The sequence below is a fragment of the Streptomyces sp. NPDC127068 genome (assembly GCF_042724695.1).
Taxonomy (GTDB): Bacteria; Actinomycetota; Actinomycetes; order Streptomycetales; family Streptomycetaceae; genus Streptomyces.
Map to the genome: position 1 here is coordinate 12,269 of NZ_JBHXEN010000039.1, position 14,918 is coordinate 27,186.

At 69.2% G+C, this 14,918-nt stretch carries 16 protein-coding genes and 1 riboswitch; of the genes, 12 read left to right on the forward strand and 4 right to left on the reverse strand.

Annotation, left to right across the window (positions count from 1 at the left end; genetic code table 11):
• Window positions 1–110: 110 nt before the first annotated feature.
• Window positions 111–1,067, reverse strand: a complete 957-nt coding sequence (locus tag ACFWIA_RS23540; protein ID WP_387008177.1) for a glucosyl-3-phosphoglycerate synthase — start codon at window positions 1,065–1,067, stop codon at window positions 111–113.
• Window positions 1,068–1,200: 133 nt separating this feature from the next.
• A riboswitch (SAM riboswitch) is annotated at window positions 1,201–1,370 on the forward strand.
• A 17-nt stretch (window positions 1,371–1,387) separates the two neighbouring features.
• Between ACFWIA_RS23540 and thrC the strand changes: the two genes are divergently transcribed.
• The 4 genes from thrC to groL all read left to right on the forward strand — a co-directional run bounded on the left by thrC (window position 1,388) and on the right by groL (window position 6,009).
• Complete coding sequence (gene thrC / locus ACFWIA_RS23545; protein ID WP_387008179.1) at window positions 1,388–2,698, forward strand: threonine synthase; 1,311 nt, start codon at window positions 1,388–1,390, stop codon at window positions 2,696–2,698.
• A gap of 152 nt (window positions 2,699–2,850) precedes the next feature.
• Window positions 2,851–3,126: a MoaD/ThiS family protein gene (locus ACFWIA_RS23550; protein WP_385489644.1), complete on the forward strand. Its 276-nt coding sequence runs from the start codon at window positions 2,851–2,853 to the stop codon at window positions 3,124–3,126.
• Between the two features lie 449 nt (window positions 3,127–3,575).
• A complete protein-coding gene (locus ACFWIA_RS23555) occupies window positions 3,576–3,779 on the forward strand; it encodes a cold-shock protein (protein WP_037653356.1) in 204 nt (67 codons plus the stop codon).
• Window positions 3,780–4,386: 607 nt separating this feature from the next.
• Window positions 4,387–6,009 (forward strand): chaperonin GroEL, encoded by a 1,623-nt coding sequence (gene groL, locus ACFWIA_RS23560; RefSeq protein WP_387008182.1) that lies wholly within the window; start codon window positions 4,387–4,389, stop codon window positions 6,007–6,009.
• A 225-nt stretch (window positions 6,010–6,234) separates the two neighbouring features.
• Here the strand turns inward: groL and ACFWIA_RS23565 are convergent, their stop codons facing one another.
• Entirely contained in the window at window positions 6,235–6,513 is a 279-nt protein-coding gene (locus ACFWIA_RS23565; protein ID WP_387008184.1) for a hypothetical protein, read from the reverse strand.
• Between the two features lie 287 nt (window positions 6,514–6,800).
• Window positions 6,801–7,019 carry a hypothetical protein gene (locus ACFWIA_RS23570; RefSeq protein WP_387008186.1) on the reverse strand — a complete coding sequence of 73 codons (219 nt, stop codon included), beginning with the start codon at window positions 7,017–7,019 and terminating at the stop codon, window positions 6,801–6,803.
• A 175-nt stretch (window positions 7,020–7,194) separates the two neighbouring features.
• Between ACFWIA_RS23570 and ACFWIA_RS23575 the strand changes: the two genes are divergently transcribed.
• The 3 genes from ACFWIA_RS23575 to ACFWIA_RS23585 are packed head-to-tail and all read left to right on the forward strand — an operon-like array spanning window position 7,195 to window position 8,758.
• Complete coding sequence (locus ACFWIA_RS23575; RefSeq protein WP_387008188.1) at window positions 7,195–8,022, forward strand: helix-turn-helix domain-containing protein; 828 nt, start codon at window positions 7,195–7,197, stop codon at window positions 8,020–8,022.
• On the forward strand, window positions 8,015–8,227 hold the full coding sequence (locus ACFWIA_RS23580) for a DUF397 domain-containing protein (RefSeq protein WP_387008190.1): 213 nt from the start codon (window positions 8,015–8,017) through the stop codon (window positions 8,225–8,227). Before ACFWIA_RS23575 ends, ACFWIA_RS23580 begins: the two co-directional genes overlap by 8 nt.
• Before the next feature lie 54 nt (window positions 8,228–8,281).
• On the forward strand, window positions 8,282–8,758 hold the full coding sequence (locus tag ACFWIA_RS23585; RefSeq protein ID WP_387008192.1) for an NUDIX domain-containing protein: 477 nt from the start codon (window positions 8,282–8,284) through the stop codon (window positions 8,756–8,758).
• Between the two features lie 7 nt (window positions 8,759–8,765).
• On the opposite strand, the gene ACFWIA_RS23590 is transcribed toward ACFWIA_RS23585, so the two are convergent.
• On the reverse strand, window positions 8,766–9,641 hold the full coding sequence (locus tag ACFWIA_RS23590) for an AraC family transcriptional regulator N-terminal domain-containing protein (RefSeq protein WP_387008194.1): 876 nt from the start codon (window positions 9,639–9,641) through the stop codon (window positions 8,766–8,768).
• An 87-nt stretch (window positions 9,642–9,728) separates the two neighbouring features.
• Here ACFWIA_RS23590 and ACFWIA_RS23595 point away from each other — a divergent pair, with 87 nt between their 5' ends.
• From ACFWIA_RS23595 to ACFWIA_RS23615, 5 genes are all read left to right on the forward strand, one after another.
• A complete protein-coding gene (locus ACFWIA_RS23595; protein WP_387008196.1) occupies window positions 9,729–10,733 on the forward strand; it encodes an aldo/keto reductase in 1,005 nt (334 codons plus the stop codon).
• 865 nt (window positions 10,734–11,598) lie between these two features.
• Complete coding sequence (locus ACFWIA_RS23600; RefSeq protein ID WP_387008198.1) at window positions 11,599–12,225, forward strand: TetR/AcrR family transcriptional regulator; 627 nt, start codon at window positions 11,599–11,601, stop codon at window positions 12,223–12,225.
• Window positions 12,226–12,279: 54 nt separating this feature from the next.
• Window positions 12,280–13,476 (forward strand): MFS transporter, encoded by a 1,197-nt coding sequence (locus ACFWIA_RS23605; protein WP_387008200.1) that lies wholly within the window; start codon window positions 12,280–12,282, stop codon window positions 13,474–13,476.
• Between the two features lie 140 nt (window positions 13,477–13,616).
• Entirely contained in the window at window positions 13,617–14,258 is a 642-nt protein-coding gene (locus ACFWIA_RS23610; protein ID WP_387008202.1) for a hypothetical protein, read from the forward strand.
• A gap of 105 nt (window positions 14,259–14,363) precedes the next feature.
• Window positions 14,364–14,897, forward strand: coding sequence for a hypothetical protein (locus ACFWIA_RS23615; RefSeq protein ID WP_387008204.1), 534 nt, complete (start codon window positions 14,364–14,366; stop codon window positions 14,895–14,897).
• The last annotated feature ends 21 nt before the right edge of the window (window positions 14,898–14,918 follow it).

Below are 14,918 nucleotides of genomic sequence, written 5' to 3' on the forward strand. Positions count from 1 at the left end.
ATCTAGGCGGCGAGTGGGGGTGCTCCGGGGCGCCACGCGGGACCGCGCCGCCCCGTGCGCCGTTCACCGCAGCCGATTACGCCACTCGCCGCCCACCGGGTCCCGTCCGGTCACGCCACGCGCCGCGCCGCGTACTCCGCCACCGAGGCCATCGGCGGACGCTCCTCCGTGTCGACGGCGTACGTGCGCGGCTCGAAGCCCCGCGGACCCCGCTCGAACTGCGTCAGCTCCGGCCGCAACAGGTGCCCCCGCGCCAACCGCAGCTGCGCCGTCCGGTAGACCGCCGCCGCCATCCGTCCCAGCGCCTGCCCGTCCTGGTGCCGGTGGCGGCGCACCCCCACGTCCACCTGCGCCAACGCATCGAGCCCCACCGTGTGCAGCGCGTCCACCAGCAAGCCCAGCTCCACCCCATACCCCACCGGGAACGGCAGCTGCTCCAGCAGCGCGCGGCGGGCCGCGTACTCGCCGCCCAGCGGTTGCACGAATCCGGCCAGCCGGGGCCAGTGCATGTTCAGCACCGGGCGGGCCAGCAGTTCGGTGACCCGGCCGCCCTGCCCGCCCCCGGCGACGGCGGTGCCGAGCGGTCGGTCGTACATCGCCTTCACGAACTGCACGTCCGGCTCGGTGAGCAGCGGCCCGACGATCCCGGTGACGAAGTCCGCGGAGAACTCGCGCAGGTCCGCGTCCACGAAACACACCACGTCACCGCGGGTCACCAGCAGCGACCGCCACAGCACCTCGCCCTTGCCGGGCAGCGCGGGCAGGCTCGGCAGGATCGCGTCCCGGTGCTCCACCCGCGCCCCGGCCGCCGCCGCGACCTCGGCCGTCCGGTCGGTGGAGCCCGAGTCGACCACCACCAGCTCGTCGACCAGCGGCACCGGCCCCGTCATCAGCTCCTCGCGGATCACGGACACGATTCGGCCGACCGTCGCCTGTTCGTCCAGCGCGGGCAGCACCACACTGACCGTGGTGCCCGAGGCCCGCTTAGCCGCGGTGAGCTGGTGCGGCGAACGGTCTGCCACGGACCAAGAACGCCTGCTCAGCCAGTCCTCGACTTCTTCCAGCACGGTCTACGGCTCCCTACTGTGATCCATCTCGCGGTGCGGACGACTATCTCAACTGTCCTGGCCTTCGGTTACAGTCTTGAACAACGCGGATGACCGTCGCATGTCGGGGGCCGTCTCGCTGACAACCACATACCGCTCATCCAGAGGGGCAGAGGGATACGGCCCGTTGAAGCCCCGGCAACCCTCCAGTCGGTTCTCGTGACCGTCCGCCGAAGATCGTCGGCGACATCACCCGCGAGGCTCCCGACTCGGGAAGGTGCCAATTCCGTCTCGTGGCGAAGCGCGCCACGGGGAAGATGAGGAGAAAGGGCCTCCCCTCCATGGCTGTTCAGACCGTCGCTTCCACCGCCGGTACCCCCGACGCCGCCGACCCGGCCGTCGATCTCGGACCCGCCGCAGCGCTGTCCTGTCGCGAGTGCGGCGAACGTTTCGCGCTCGGCCCGATCTTCGCCTGCGAGCTGTGTTTCGGCCCCCTCGAAGTGGCCTACGACCTCCCGCTCGGCGACCCCGAGGCCCTGCGCAAGCAGATCGAGTCCGGTCCCGAGAACATCTGGCGCTACGCCCCGCTGCTGCCCGTCCCCGCCGACGTCGCCGAGAAGCCGAACCTGAACCCCGGCTGGACCAAGCTCGTCAAGGCCGACAACCTCGCCCGCGAACTGGGCGTGACCGGCGGCCTCTACGTCAAGGACGACTCCGGCAACCCGACGCACTCCTTCAAGGACCGGGTCGTCGCCCAGGCCCTGGAAGCCGCGCGCGCCTTCGGCTTCACCACCCTCTCCTGCTCCTCCACCGGCAACCTCGCCGGCGCCGTCGGCGCCGCCGCGGCCCGCGCGGGCCTGCGCTCCTGCGTGTTCATCCCGCACGACCTGGAGCAGGCGAAGGTCGTGACGGCCGCCGTCTACGGGGGCGAGCTCGTCGCGATCGAGGGCACCTACGACGACGTGAACCGTTTCTGCTCCGAGCTGATCGGCGACCCGCTCGGCGAGGGCTGGGGCTTCGTCAACGTCAACCTGCGCCCGTACTACGGCGAGGGCTCCAAGACGCTGGCGTACGAGATCTGCGAGCAGTTCGGCTGGGAGATCCCGGACCAGTGGGTCATCCCCATCGCCTCCGGCTCGCAGCTCACGAAGATCGACAAGGGGCTCCAGGAGCTGATCAAGCTCGGGCTCGTCGCCGACAAGCCGTACAAGATCTTCGGCGCCCAGGCGACCGGCTGCTCCCCGGTCTCCGCCGCCTTCAAGGCCGGTCACGACGTGGTCCGCCCGCAGAAGCCGGACACCATCGCCAAGTCGCTGGCCATCGGCAACCCGGCGGACGGCCCGTACGTGCTCGACATCGCCCGCCGCACCGGTGGTGCCGTGGACGACGTGGACGACGCGGCCGTCGTCGACGCGATCTCGCTGCTGGCCCGGACCGAGGGCATCTTCGCGGAGACCGCGGGCGGCGTCACCGTCGGCGTCACCAAGAAGCTCATCGAGGCCGGTCTGCTCGACCCCTCGCTGTCGACCGTCGTCCTCAACACCGGCGACGGGCTCAAGACCCTCGACGCGGTGGCGGACCGGGCCCGGCCGACCGCGACGATCCGGCCGGACCTCGACGCGTTCCGCGAAGCGGGCCTCGCCACCGGCTGACACCACCCCGCCGCGCAGGGCAGGGCCGGCCCGTCCGCCCTGCCCGCCCCGCACGTGATCCCCGTGCGCGATCCCTGTGCGGGGGTTCCTGTACGTGATTCCCGTACGCGTCCCTGTACCGTCCCGCCGGAAACGACCGGAAAGGCCGCCCCATGAGCGTCAACGTCCGTATCCCGACCATTCTGCGCACCTACACCGGCGGCAAGGCCGAGGTGCCCGCCGAGGGGGCCACCCTCGCTGAGGTGATCGCCGACCTGGAGAAGAACCACGCCGGCATCGCGGGGCGCGTCCTGGACGACCAGGGCAAGCTGCGCCGGTTCGTGAACGTGTACGTCAACGACGACGACGTCCGCTTCGAGCAGGGCCTCGGCACCGCCACCCCCGACGGCGCCGGTGTGTCGATCATCCCCGCGGTCGCCGGCGGCTAATCCTGCGCTCCGGGCCGCCGCCCCGCGGGCCCGGCGCTCCTGACGCTGCGTCACCGTGATGACCCCCTCCGCAAGAGAAGCGGAGGGGGTCATTCCATAGGGTTGAACGCGATAGGGTTGGGGAAATGGCTCGCGCGCTTGTCCTTCACACATATGACTTCTCGGCCGCGCGGCGACAAGAAGTAGCCAAAGAGCATTACCGAATTAGCCCCTTTGTGGCTTTTGCTGGGCCCGACTTGCCCTGAATTCCAGTCAATTATCTGGACATCTCCGATGCGTCGCGCCTGGATTTCTCGTCCAGTTGACCTGTTGCAGACGGCAGTTGGACAGATACATTCAGCGGCGGTCGACGCGTTCCGGCGCACACCCCCAACCGTTGGGGGGTGGAGGTATGACCCGGGTCCGCGAAGTGCGGTCCTGTGCAAGGGCCAGTAATAGGGGAGTTAGGCATGGCTCAGGGCACCGTCAAGTGGTTCAACGCGGAGAAGGGCTACGGCTTCATCGCGGTCGACGGTGGTGCGGATGTTTTCGTCCACTACAGCGCGATTCAAATGGACGGGTACCGCACCCTTGAAGAGGGCCAGCGGGTCGAGTTCGAGATCTCGCAGGGTCAGAAGGGGCCGCAGGCGGATATGGTCCGCGTGGCCGTCTGAGCCGCGCGTCGACTGGCTGCGACGTTACGGAGGGTCCGCACCCGGCAGGGGTGCGGACCCTCCGCATTGCCCGCGCGGGTGCGGGGTGGTTGCTCGCGCAGTTCCCCGCGCCCCTAACGGGGCCCGCCTCGGGTCAGGCGGCGACGCTGGGTAGCGCCCCCCTTCAGGGGCGCGGGGAACTGCGCAAAGCAACAGCGCACCCGCACCGGGCGACGCACCCGCAGGGAAGCGCACCGAAGGGGCGCGGGGAACTGCGCGGGCAACCACGGCGCACCCGCAGGAGGCAACGCACCCCGCAGGGGAACGCACCTGTGCGTCGGGAGAGCGGAATGCCGCTGACCTGCGGCGGAGCCCTCGGGGGGTCGCCGGAAAACGCCAAGCCGCTTGCACTCGCACCGGTCGAGTGCTAATCATTGGCGTTAGCACTCTACGAGTGAGAGTGCTACGAAGGACCGGGTCGGTGAGGCCCGCGGGCCGGGTGGGGCAAGGATTTCGCCCGGTGTCGCAGGTCGTCCGTCGCGGGCGCCAGCGCGGTCCGTACCATCCGCTCCCACGCTCTCGTCAGGGCGCGGGTAGGACCCCCTTCAGTCCGGGAGGACCACTTCACATGGCCAAGATCATCGCGTTCGACGAGGAGGCGCGGCGCGGCCTTGAGCGCGGTATGAACCAGCTCGCCGACGCCGTCAAGGTCACCCTCGGCCCCAAGGGCCGCAACGTCGTCCTTGAGAAGAAGTGGGGCGCCCCCACGATCACCAACGATGGTGTCTCCATCGCCAAGGAGATCGAGCTCGAAGACCCCTACGAGAAGATCGGCGCCGAGCTGGTCAAGGAGGTCGCGAAGAAGACGGACGACGTCGCCGGTGACGGCACGACGACCGCGACCGTCCTCGCCCAGGCGCTGGTGCGCGAGGGTCTGCGCAACGTCGCCGCGGGTGCCAACCCGATGGCCCTGAAGCGCGGCATCGAGAAGGCCGTCGAGGCCGTCTCCGCTGCCCTGCTGGAGCAGGCCAAGGACGTGGAGACCAAGGAGCAGATCGCCTCCACCGCCTCCATCTCCGCCGCCGACACCCAGATCGGTGACCTCATCGCTGAGGCCATGGACAAGGTCGGCAAGGAAGGCGTCATCACCGTCGAGGAGTCCCAGACCTTCGGTCTGGAGCTGGAACTCACCGAGGGCATGCGCTTCGACAAGGGCTACATCTCGGCGTACTTCGCCACCGACATGGAGCGTATGGAGGCGTCCCTGGACGACCCGTACATCCTGATCGCCAACTCCAAGATCGGCAACGTCAAGGACCTGCTGCCGCTCCTGGAGAAGGTCATGCAGTCGGGCAAGCCGCTGCTGATCATCGCCGAGGACGTCGAGGGCGAGGCCCTGTCGACCCTGGTCGTGAACAAGATCCGCGGCACCTTCAAGTCCGTCGCCGTCAAGGCCCCGGGCTTCGGCGACCGCCGCAAGGCCATGCTCGGCGACATCGCGATCCTCACGGGCGGCGAGGTCATCTCCGAGGAGGTCGGCCTCAAGCTGGAGAACGCGACCCTGGACCTCCTGGGCCGCGCCCGCAAGGTCGTCATCACCAAGGACGAGACCACCATCGTCGACGGTGCCGGTGACACGGACCAGGTTGCCGGTCGCGTCAACCAGATCCGCGCCGAGATCGAGAACTCCGACTCCGACTACGACCGCGAGAAGCTCCAGGAGCGCCTGGCGAAGCTCGCGGGCGGCGTGGCCGTCATCAAGGCCGGCGCCGCGACCGAGGTCGAGCTCAAGGAGCGCAAGCACCGCATCGAGGACGCCGTTCGCAACGCGAAGGCCGCCGTCGAAGAGGGCATCGTCGCCGGTGGTGGCGTGGCCCTCCTCCAGGCTGGTGCCGTCTTCGAGAAGCTGGAGCTGGAGGGCGACGAGGCCACCGGTGCCGCCGCCGTCAAGCTCGCGCTTGAGGCTCCGCTGAAGCAGATCGCCGTCAACGCCGGCCTTGAGGGTGGCGTCGTCGTGGAGAAGGTGCGCAACCTGACTCCGGGTCACGGGCTCAACGCCGCGAGCGGTGAGTACGTCGACATGATCGCCGAGGGCATCCTCGACCCGGCGAAGGTGACGCGTTCCGCGCTGCAGAACGCCGCGTCGATCGCTGCGCTGTTCCTCACGACCGAGGCTGTCATCGCTGACAAGCCGGAGAAGGCTGCGGCTGCCGCGCCGGGCGGTATGCCCGGTGGCGACATGGACTTCTGAGCCTCTTCGGCTCGGACTCCGCGTCTCGTTCCGAGGGCGGCACCCCCTGGTGGGGTGCCGCCCTCGGGCGTTCCCGTCGCGTTCGTCCGCGGGTGCGTGGGGGTTGCTCGCGCCGTTCCCCGCGCCCCTTCGGTGCGCTTCCCTGCGGGTGCGTTGTTCGGTGCGGGTGCGCTGTGGTTTTGCGCAGTTCCCCGCGCCCCTGATGGGGGCGCTTCCCCTTGTGGGTCAGCTGAACGCTGTGGTCAGGGGCATCCTCACGTCGGAGACCGGTACGCCCACCGCGGCGAGCCGGTCGACGGCCCACAACACCGCCTCCCTCGCTGAGGCTGCGCGCACCGTGCACGGGAACCGCACGCCGCGGGGGTCCTCCTCCCAGCCGATCGCGCCGCCGGCGAGTTCGGGTGCGTGGTCGAACGCGTCGGACTCCCGCTCGGTCGGGCGCCCCTCCGGGTACAGGACGAACGTCCAGTCGCGCACAGCCGCTGTGCCTCCGGGTGAACTCATCGATCTTCTTCCTCTCGGTGCGTCGGTGGGGCACGCGTACAGGGTCACCGTGCTGCCTCCGCTGATGCTGCCGTAGCGGCGGATGGCCACCGGCGCGGTCGTCCATCGGGAGCAGACGGCGCAGCGGGCCGTGAAGGGCCGGGGTGGTGGTCCGGCCGGTGCGTCGGGGGTCATGGGGTCGTCGCCATCCGTACGTGGCCCCGGCGGGTGCGCTCACACCCGCCGGGGCTCTGTCACGCCCGTTCTGTCGGAGCCGGTGGGGAAGGCCGGCTCCGACAGGACGGGGCTCAGTCGTCCAGCGCCGGGGAGTGGTGCCCCGGGAGGTGGCTGTGCAGGTTGAGCTCCCGCACCTTGGCGCGCAGTTCGCGCAGGGCGGGGCTGTCACGCCCCGGCCCCTCCTCCGGTTCCCGGGGGCGATCCGGGCACTGGGGGTAGCCGCAGGTGCAGGGAGGGAACGTCAGGGGGCTGGCAGGAGGCAGCACCTCTCCCTCGTCGTTGAGGAACACCGGTCTTCTCACCTTGCTCTCGTGTCCCGGTCCGGTGGCGGGCGCCACCTGATCGGGTGCTTGTTGCCTGATGTGACCACGAGTCGACGGTGCGTAAGTAGATTGAATGAGGGGGGCTACAGGGCCCACCTCGGCGTTCAAACTGCTACGTCGCAGGGAGAGCAAGGTCACCGCGATGAACGATGACGAACCAGCAGAGTTTTTGAATCCTCTAGAGGCATTCGGTGTTGACGTGCGCGAGTTGCGCAGGACCCGCCGGATCACGCTGAAGGGGTTGGGCGACGCAACGGGGTACTCGATCAGCTACGTGTCCAAGGTGGAGACGGGGACGGTCCACCCGAGCGAGAAGTTCGCCGAGGGATGCGACCACGTATTCGGTACGGGGTCCATGCTGGCGAGGCAACGGCAACGGGCTCTGGAGGGTGACCATCCGACTTGGTTCATGCCATTCGTGGTCTACGAGCGCAAAGCGGTGCGCATCTTCGACTACTCCACGTTGTACCTGATGGGGCTGTTGCAAACCCCGGAGTACGCCCGTGCGTCGTACCGCCTCACCATGCCGGGGATGACACCGGAGCTGATTGAATCCAAGGTGGCGGCGCGTATGAGCCGTCGTGAGGTGATGACCCGCAACGAACCGCCGCCTCCGAAGCTGTGGGTGGTGCTCCATGAGGCGTGCCTGCACGTACGGGTGGGCGGCTCGGAGGTCATGGCGAGGCAGCTCGACAGGCTCCTCGAAGAAGCAGAAAGGGCGGGGGTTACCTTGCAGTTGCTGCCCTTCGAAGCGATGCCAGTCGTGGCGACCCCATTTACGTTGCTGGTCTTTGAGTCCCGGCCTACGCTGCTGTACGCGGAGGGTCCTGTGACGGGACGGCCGCAGGACGCGCCCAAGATCACGGCCGCTGCGGGGGAGGTCTACGATCAATTGCAGGCCGAGGCCCTGGGTCGTCGGGCGACTCTTGACCGGATCTGGCGAATGCGTGAGGAGTACAGGCGTGAGTGACACCACGTGTGAGATAGCGGGCTGGGTGAAAAGCACCCACAGCGCGCCCAACGGTGGTCAGTGCGTCGAGTGGGCCCCTGAGTTCGCGTCGGCTCATGGCGTCGTCCCCGTGCGGGACAGCAAGGTCCCCGGTGGCCCCGTTCTGCTGGTGAGTGAGCGGAGTTGGATGGGCCTGGTGGCGTTGGCGCGGCGCGGCGAGGTCTGACGTACCGCACCTCGGATGGGCTTGAGGTCCGGCCGGACAAAGGGAGTGCGCACCGTGACGAACACCAGCGTGATGAACAGCCGGAACACGGTCTGCGTGATCGTCCATGACAAGGTCACGGACAGGATCGCCGCCGTGCTCTACGCCGCGCGCAACTGGTTTCCACAGCCGGCCTGGACCGTCCCGGGCGGCAAGGCCGAGCCCGGCGAAGCCCTCGACGAGGCCGCTGCCCGCGAACTCAAGGAGGAGACCGGACTGCTCGTCGACCCGGCCGATCTGGCCCTCGTCCACGTCGTCCACGCCGAGCAGGGCTGGGACCAGGCCGGGCAGTTCGTCCTCTTCGTCTTCGCCACCGACACGTGGACCGGCGAGCTGACCAACACCGAGCCGGACAAGCACCTGGCCGCCCGGTGGGTCGCGGCGGACCGCCTTCCCGAGCCCGCGTTCCCGACCGTCACACAGGCCCTGGCCGCATTCCGGGACGGAGGACCGTCCTTCTCCCGCTACGGGTGGTCGGCCACCTCGACGTGACCTCCGGTCAGCTGCGGGGTGCCAGCTGCCCGCGTAGCCGCGCCGCGTCCCGCATCGGGGGGAGGCCGTACACGCTTCGGTACTCCCGGCTGAACTGGGTCGCGCTCACGTAGCCGACGGCCTCCGCCACCGACGCCGCGGTGGTTTCGCCGGCCGTCAACCGTCGCCGGGCCTCCTGGAGCCGTAGTTGCTTCTGGAAGCGGAGGGGGCTCATGCCGGTGGCGGCCTTGAAACGGCGGTGCAGGGTCGCGGTGCTCATGTGCGCGACCGCCGCGATCTCCTCGACGGTCAGCGGTTCGGCGTAGTGCGCGCAGATCCACGCCGCCGCCGCGCGCACCCGGGCCGTAGCCGAGTCCGCCAAGGTGAACTGGCGCAGGACCGGGCCGAGCGGGCTGCTGAGGAGTCGGTACAGGATCTCGCCCTCGATGCGGGGCGCCAGCGGGCCGATGGCATCCGGGGTGTCGAGCAGTCGCACCCATCGGGTGACCGCGTCGAGGAGTTCCGGTGTCATCGTCGCGGTGACCTGGCCGCTCGGACCGGGCAGCGGGCGCGGGCTCGACTCGCCCATTTCCAGCAGCAGTTCGGTGAGGACGCGACCGTCGAGCCGCATGATGGCCGAGCGGTACGGCACACGTTCGCACGAGGCGGTGACCGGTACCCGGAGCGTGTTGAGGAACATGTCGCCGCGCGCGGTCACCCAGCTCCGCTCGCCCGCGACGGCTCGTTTGGCGCCGTCGGAGATGAAGCAGACCATCGGGTCGTAGAGGAGGTCGGCGGGGGCCACCGGCTCGTCCAGCGTGATCAGCGAGAGGCGTGGCACGGCCGTCTCGGACCAGAGTCCGACACTGTGCCGGGCGATGTCCGCCGACAGTCGATCCAGCACGCGACGCTCCCTTGCTGAGAGGATCGGGCAATCCTATGCGGTGCGTGCCCCATGACCGGGGACGGGCCCGCGCCTAGCGTTCGGGGCATGACGCAGAACGTGAACCTTCCGCACCGCAAGCTCGGCACCCAGGGCCTGGAGGTCGGGGCGATCGGCCTCGGCACGATGGGCATGACGATGGCGTACGGCACCGGGGACGAGGAGGGCGGGACGGCCGCCATCCGCCGGGCGTACGAACTGGGTGTCACCCTCTTCGACACCGCCGAGCTGTACGGCATGGGCACCGGCAGCAACGAGCAGTTGCTCGGCCGCGCGGTGAAGGACTTCCGCGAGGAGGTCGTCATCGCCACCAAGTTCGGCTTCGACCTGAGCGATCCGGAGAACTTCGCGAACGGGCTGGACAGCCGTCCGGAGCACATCCGGGAGGTCACCGAGAACAGCCTGCGCCACCTGGGCACGGACCACATCGACGTGCTCTACCAGCACCGGGTGGACCCGAACGTACCCATCGAGGACGTGGCGGGCACCGTCGGCGAGCTGATCGCCGAAGGCAAGGTCCGGTACTTCGGGCTCAGCGAGGCGGGCCCGGACGTCATCCGGCGGGCCCACGCCGTGCACCCGGTGTCGGTGCTCCAGACCGAGTACTCGGTGTTCGAGCGTGCAGTGGAGGCCGAGGTGCTGCCGGTCGTCCGCGAGTTGGGCATCGGGTTCGTGCCCTACTCGCCGCTGGGGCGGGGCTTCCTGACCGGGGTGGTGAAGCCCGGCGCGGAGTACCCGGCGGACGACATGCGCAGTTTCGACGAGCGTTGGCAGCCCGGCAACTACGAGAAGAACCTGTCCGCCGTACGGGAGTTGACCGCGCTGGCCGAGGGCAAGCACGTCTCCGTCACCCAACTCGCGTTGGCCTGGCTGCTGGCGCAGGGCGACGACGTCGTTCCCATTCCCGGAACCCGTAGCCCCGAGCGGGTCGCGCAGAACACCGCCGCGGCGTACGTGGCGCTCACACCGCAGAACCTCGCCCGCATCCAACGCATCCTGCCGCGCGGCGCGGCCGGTTCGCGCTACCCGGACTCGATGATGCCCACTTGGTGACCCTCTCGGGTCCCGGAGTGGGAGGGGGAGTCAGAGTCGGAGCCCGGTTCGGGGAAGTTCCGCGCGGGCGGCTTTCCCGAACCGATGTGCACTCCTCACGGGAGCCATGGGCCTTCAGGGTCCCCGAGTGCCCTCGCCGGAGCCGCCCACACCATGACCTCCGAGGATCCCCTGTTGGACGTCGTGTTCATCTGCCTCCACCACGATGGTCGTCCCCCCGCGGTGAATGGCACACGGCGCCGCGCAACGCCTATCGCCGCGTGCCGATACCTAAAACGATCAGCAGGCCTGTCAGCAGCGCCCCCAGCGAGCCTGCCGTGTTGGCGCTGTCCTGCCTTCCGAACACGACTAAAACCACGTACGCCCCGATGACGATGGTGATCAGTAGGACGACGACCCACCAGGGAGCAGGTGGGTCTGAGCGGTGGTGGGGTTCCGATTCGGAGGATTTGGAGAGGGGATTCGATGACATTCGAGGAGCCTCCCGTTCAGACCATTTCCGCCCGGCGGCGGTCACGTCCGCATAGCCTCTCGCCCATGGTCTGAAATGACTAGTCCATGTGGGCTATTGATGTTGGATCTGAAGTGCGGTATAGGGCTCATGGGTCTTGGTGCTCGTGTGCTGCATGGTGGTGGGTGTGCTGTCGGTGAGGTGTCGAAGGGTGGGTCTGCCTCGCCAAGTCCGTTGTGAGGGTGACTTCGTGGGAGGGGGTTCCGTTCGGACCCGGCTTCGCTGGAGGTGTCGGATCGGGAGTCGTCGGCATCCTGGTTCGGTCGTTCATGGTGTGGACCCGGGTGCGTTGTTCGCGTAGGGCTGTGTGTGGTCGTTCGGGTTTTGTTATCACGGCTGTGATAATGTGCGGTCATGCCAGCTCGGATTGACCTCGAACAGCGTCGCAGGGATGTCATCGAGGCGGCTTTCCGCCTCTTGGTCGCCGAAGGCGTCAGCGGTATGTCGCTACGGAAGGTCGCCGCCGAATCGGGATGGAACATCGGATCGGTGCGCCACTACTTCGACGACCACCGCACTCTGCTCATGGCAGCCGCCACCGAGATCGGTGACCGCATGGGGAGGAGGCTCACCCGGCACTCGGCCGACGCGTTGGCCGGACTCCGGGGTGAGGTCGCCGTCGACGCCTTGCAGGAGATGGTCGAGGAGTTGTTGCCGATCGACGAGGAGCGCCGCGTCGAGTCGATCGTGCTGACGGAGTTCATCGTCGCCGCACGGGTGAATCCGGTCTTCCGCCCGGTGACCGAGCAGATGGCCGCGGACGTGCGCACGGTGTTCACGGACGCCCTGGGGGCGCTCGGCGTGCCCGAACCGGCCGAGGAGGCCGAACGGCTCGTGGCCGTCCTGGGCGGGTTGGTGATCGATTCGGTGACACCCCACGGCTCGCTCGGCGTCGAGCGACTCCGCAAGACGCTGCGGGCGCAGGTGCGTTCGGTGTTGGCGGCCGTTCCCGACCCCGTGCATTCCCGTCCGCCGGCCTGACGTACGCGCTGTCGGGGTCGCCGAAGCGCGTCGGACATTCAAGGGAGTTCAGTTGTGCCCGCATGGCTCTTCGCTCTGCTCGCCGCTGCTTTCGTGCTCTATACCGATGACTATGTGATTGCTGGAGTCCTACCGGAGATCGCGCGGGATCTGGACGTCAGTGAGGCGCAGGCCGGGCAGTTGGTGACTGCCTTCTCCCTCACCGTCGCCCTTGCCGCACCGATGGCCGGAGTCGCTCTGGCGCGGGTCTCCCGGCGGCACCTGTTCACCGTCTCGTTCGTGGTCTTCGTCGTGGCCAACCTCCTGGCGGCCACGACGACCGGGTTCGGCCCCCTGATGGCCCTGCGGATCGTGGCGGCGCTCGCGGCGGCGGCCTCGACCCCGGCGGTGTTCGCCCATGCCGCCGAGCGGGCTCCGGAAGGGCACATCGGAAGGTACGTGGCCGTGGTGGCGCTCGGTGTCACGGGTTCGATCGCGGCCGGAGTGCCCATCGGCACCTGGATCGGCGGCCAGTACGGCTGGCGGGCGACGTTCGTCTCGATGGCGGTGGCCGGGATCGCGGCGCTGGTCTTCGTCCTGGCCACCCTGCCCCGCGAGCACGGCAGGACCGGCGAGGTGCCGAGCGTCTCCGATCAACTGCGCACCCTGGCCGGCGCGCCGGTGCTGCTCGGCATCCTGGCGAACTGCACGCTCATGACCGGATCGATGATGATGCTCACCTACATGGCGCCGCACATCGACGCGGTGAGTGAGGCCAGTGTGGACCAGCGTGCGCTCGCCTTCAGCCTGTCGGGGATCGCCGGCATCGTCTGCATCTGGCTGGGCGGGAGGGCCACCGACCGATGGGGCGCGGACCGGTCCCTGGTCGCCGGGATCATCGTCTTCACCGGCGTGATGGGGATACTCGCAGCGCTCTGGTTCGCCCGCCCCGTGCCGTTCTCCGTCCTCGTGGTGGTGGGGACGATCTGGGGCGGCATGGCCTTCTGGAACTCTCCGGCGATCCAGGCGCGCCTCTATCTGCTCGCCGGACCGGTGGCGGCGCAGGCGTTGGCGCTCAACACCTCGGGCACCTACCTCGGGGTCGCCTTGGGCGGAGCCGTCGGCGGCATGACCCTGAGCGGCCTGGGGGCCGGATTCCTGCCTGCTGTGGCGGCTCTCCTCGGGCTCGGCGCCCTAGCGCTGCTGGCGTGTGCCATCGGGGCTTCGAAGCGTCCTGTGCGCGGCGAAACGACGGCGGCAGACGTGGCATGACGGGGCGTCAGGGTACGTGGGCGGTGGCTGCCCGCGGCTCGGATGTTTGGCTAGGGTGACGCGGGCGCGGTCAAGGGGGTCTTGAACGCGGGGCGACGAGGGCGACGGGGGTGTCCGGAGTGAATCGGCTGAGGGGTGCCGTGCTTGCCGTGGTGGTGGCGACGGTGTCGGTCGGATGCGGGGGGTCGGGTCAGCCGCCGCTCGGCCCGGAGCACGTCACCGACCGGGAGCGAGCCGCCGACCGGGAGCGAGCGGACGAACGGCCGGAGCGGTACCGCCTGGTGATGCCGGACCGTGTGGTGCAGAAGCGCTATGAACGGGAGTACGACGTCTCGTCCCCGGACGAGACCTTGGCGGAGTTGATGGAGGGCCAAGTGGACGGGGCCGAGCCGGTGTTCGGGGTCTACAAGCCGGCCGGCCGGGGCGAGTTCAGTGGCGGAACGATCACGGTCACCGGTGTGTACGGGGTCGTGCTCAGCCCGGTCACCGCACGGGACGAACTGCTCGACGTGCTCGACCGACGGGACCTCGTGCAGCGCGTCGTGGCGGCCCCTCGGACGATCACCCCGCCCGGCTCCGCGGAGCCGCTGCTCTGCCGGGTGGTGGAGCGGGGCTACGAGGGGGACGAGTACACGTCCCTGCGCGCGTCGTGCACCTGGGCCGAGGCGTCGACGGTGGTGACCGTGGCCACCGCGGCGGAGACCCCGCCCAGCAGAAGCGAACTCGACGCCTTCGCGGCGGTCGCCGGGGCCATGCGCGACGACGTGCGGGTCGGGTACTGAGCTTCCTCGTACGGGGCGCGTCGATCGGACTCGTGTACGTTCGGTGCACGGTTCGATCAACGGGCGGCTGGGTCCGTCCCGTTGGCTCCATGGGGGAGGAACAGGATGGACACGACGCGACGGAAGCCCTGGACGGTCACCGGTGTGGTGGCCCTGGTGGCGGGTGCGGTCTGCGTGGGGGTGCTCGGCACGGGCGCGTTCACGCTCGTGGACCTGGCGGACGGCGACGACTGCGAGGGGACCGAGAAGCGGGTGCGGCAGGTCGCGGACCTCAAGGTGCTGCACTCGCCGCCGACCGGCGCCCGCCCGGCGAAGGGCTTCGAGGAAGCGGACACGGGCTGTCTCGACGACAGCGGCGACGAGGTCCTGTGGTCCTCCCGGACCTACGACTCCGCACTCCGGGAAGCGGCCGTACTGGCGCACTACCGGACGTGGGCGAAGGACGACGGGTGGCAGGAGCGCAAGCCCACGTACGGGGAGGCGGAGTCGGCCGAGGACCCGGACGCCGTGAAGGTCTGCTTCACCAAGGACGTCCCCGGCGGTCCGGTCAGGCTGAGCCTCCGCTACGAGTACGACGCGCCCCGGAGGTTCGTCCTGAGCGCGGAGTCGGACTTGGACGGGGCGGGGCTCGACTGCTGACCCGTACCCGCGTTCCCGTCT

Excerpts from the sequence above, each read along its gene's own strand:
- ACFWIA_RS23555 (WP_037653356.1), top strand. The coding sequence starts at position 3,576 with ATGGCTCAGGGCACCGTCAAGTGGTTCAACGCGGAGAAGGGCTACGGC.
- groL (WP_387008182.1), top strand. The coding sequence starts at position 4,387 with ATGGCCAAGATCATCGCGTTCGACGAGGAGGCGCGGCGCGGCCTTGAG.
- thrC (WP_387008179.1), top strand. The coding sequence starts at position 1,388 with ATGGCTGTTCAGACCGTCGCTTCCACCGCCGGTACCCCCGACGCCGCC.
- ACFWIA_RS23595 (WP_387008196.1), top strand. The coding sequence starts at position 9,729 with ATGACGCAGAACGTGAACCTTCCGCACCGCAAGCTCGGCACCCAGGGC.
- ACFWIA_RS23565 (WP_387008184.1), bottom strand. The coding sequence starts at position 6,513 with ATGAGTTCACCCGGAGGCACAGCGGCTGTGCGCGACTGGACGTTCGTC.
- ACFWIA_RS23575 (WP_387008188.1), top strand. The coding sequence starts at position 7,195 with ATGAACGATGACGAACCAGCAGAGTTTTTGAATCCTCTAGAGGCATTC.
- ACFWIA_RS23615 (WP_387008204.1), top strand. The coding sequence starts at position 14,364 with ATGGACACGACGCGACGGAAGCCCTGGACGGTCACCGGTGTGGTGGCC.
- ACFWIA_RS23600 (WP_387008198.1), top strand. The coding sequence starts at position 11,599 with ATGCCAGCTCGGATTGACCTCGAACAGCGTCGCAGGGATGTCATCGAG.
- ACFWIA_RS23550 (WP_385489644.1), top strand. The coding sequence starts at position 2,851 with ATGAGCGTCAACGTCCGTATCCCGACCATTCTGCGCACCTACACCGGC.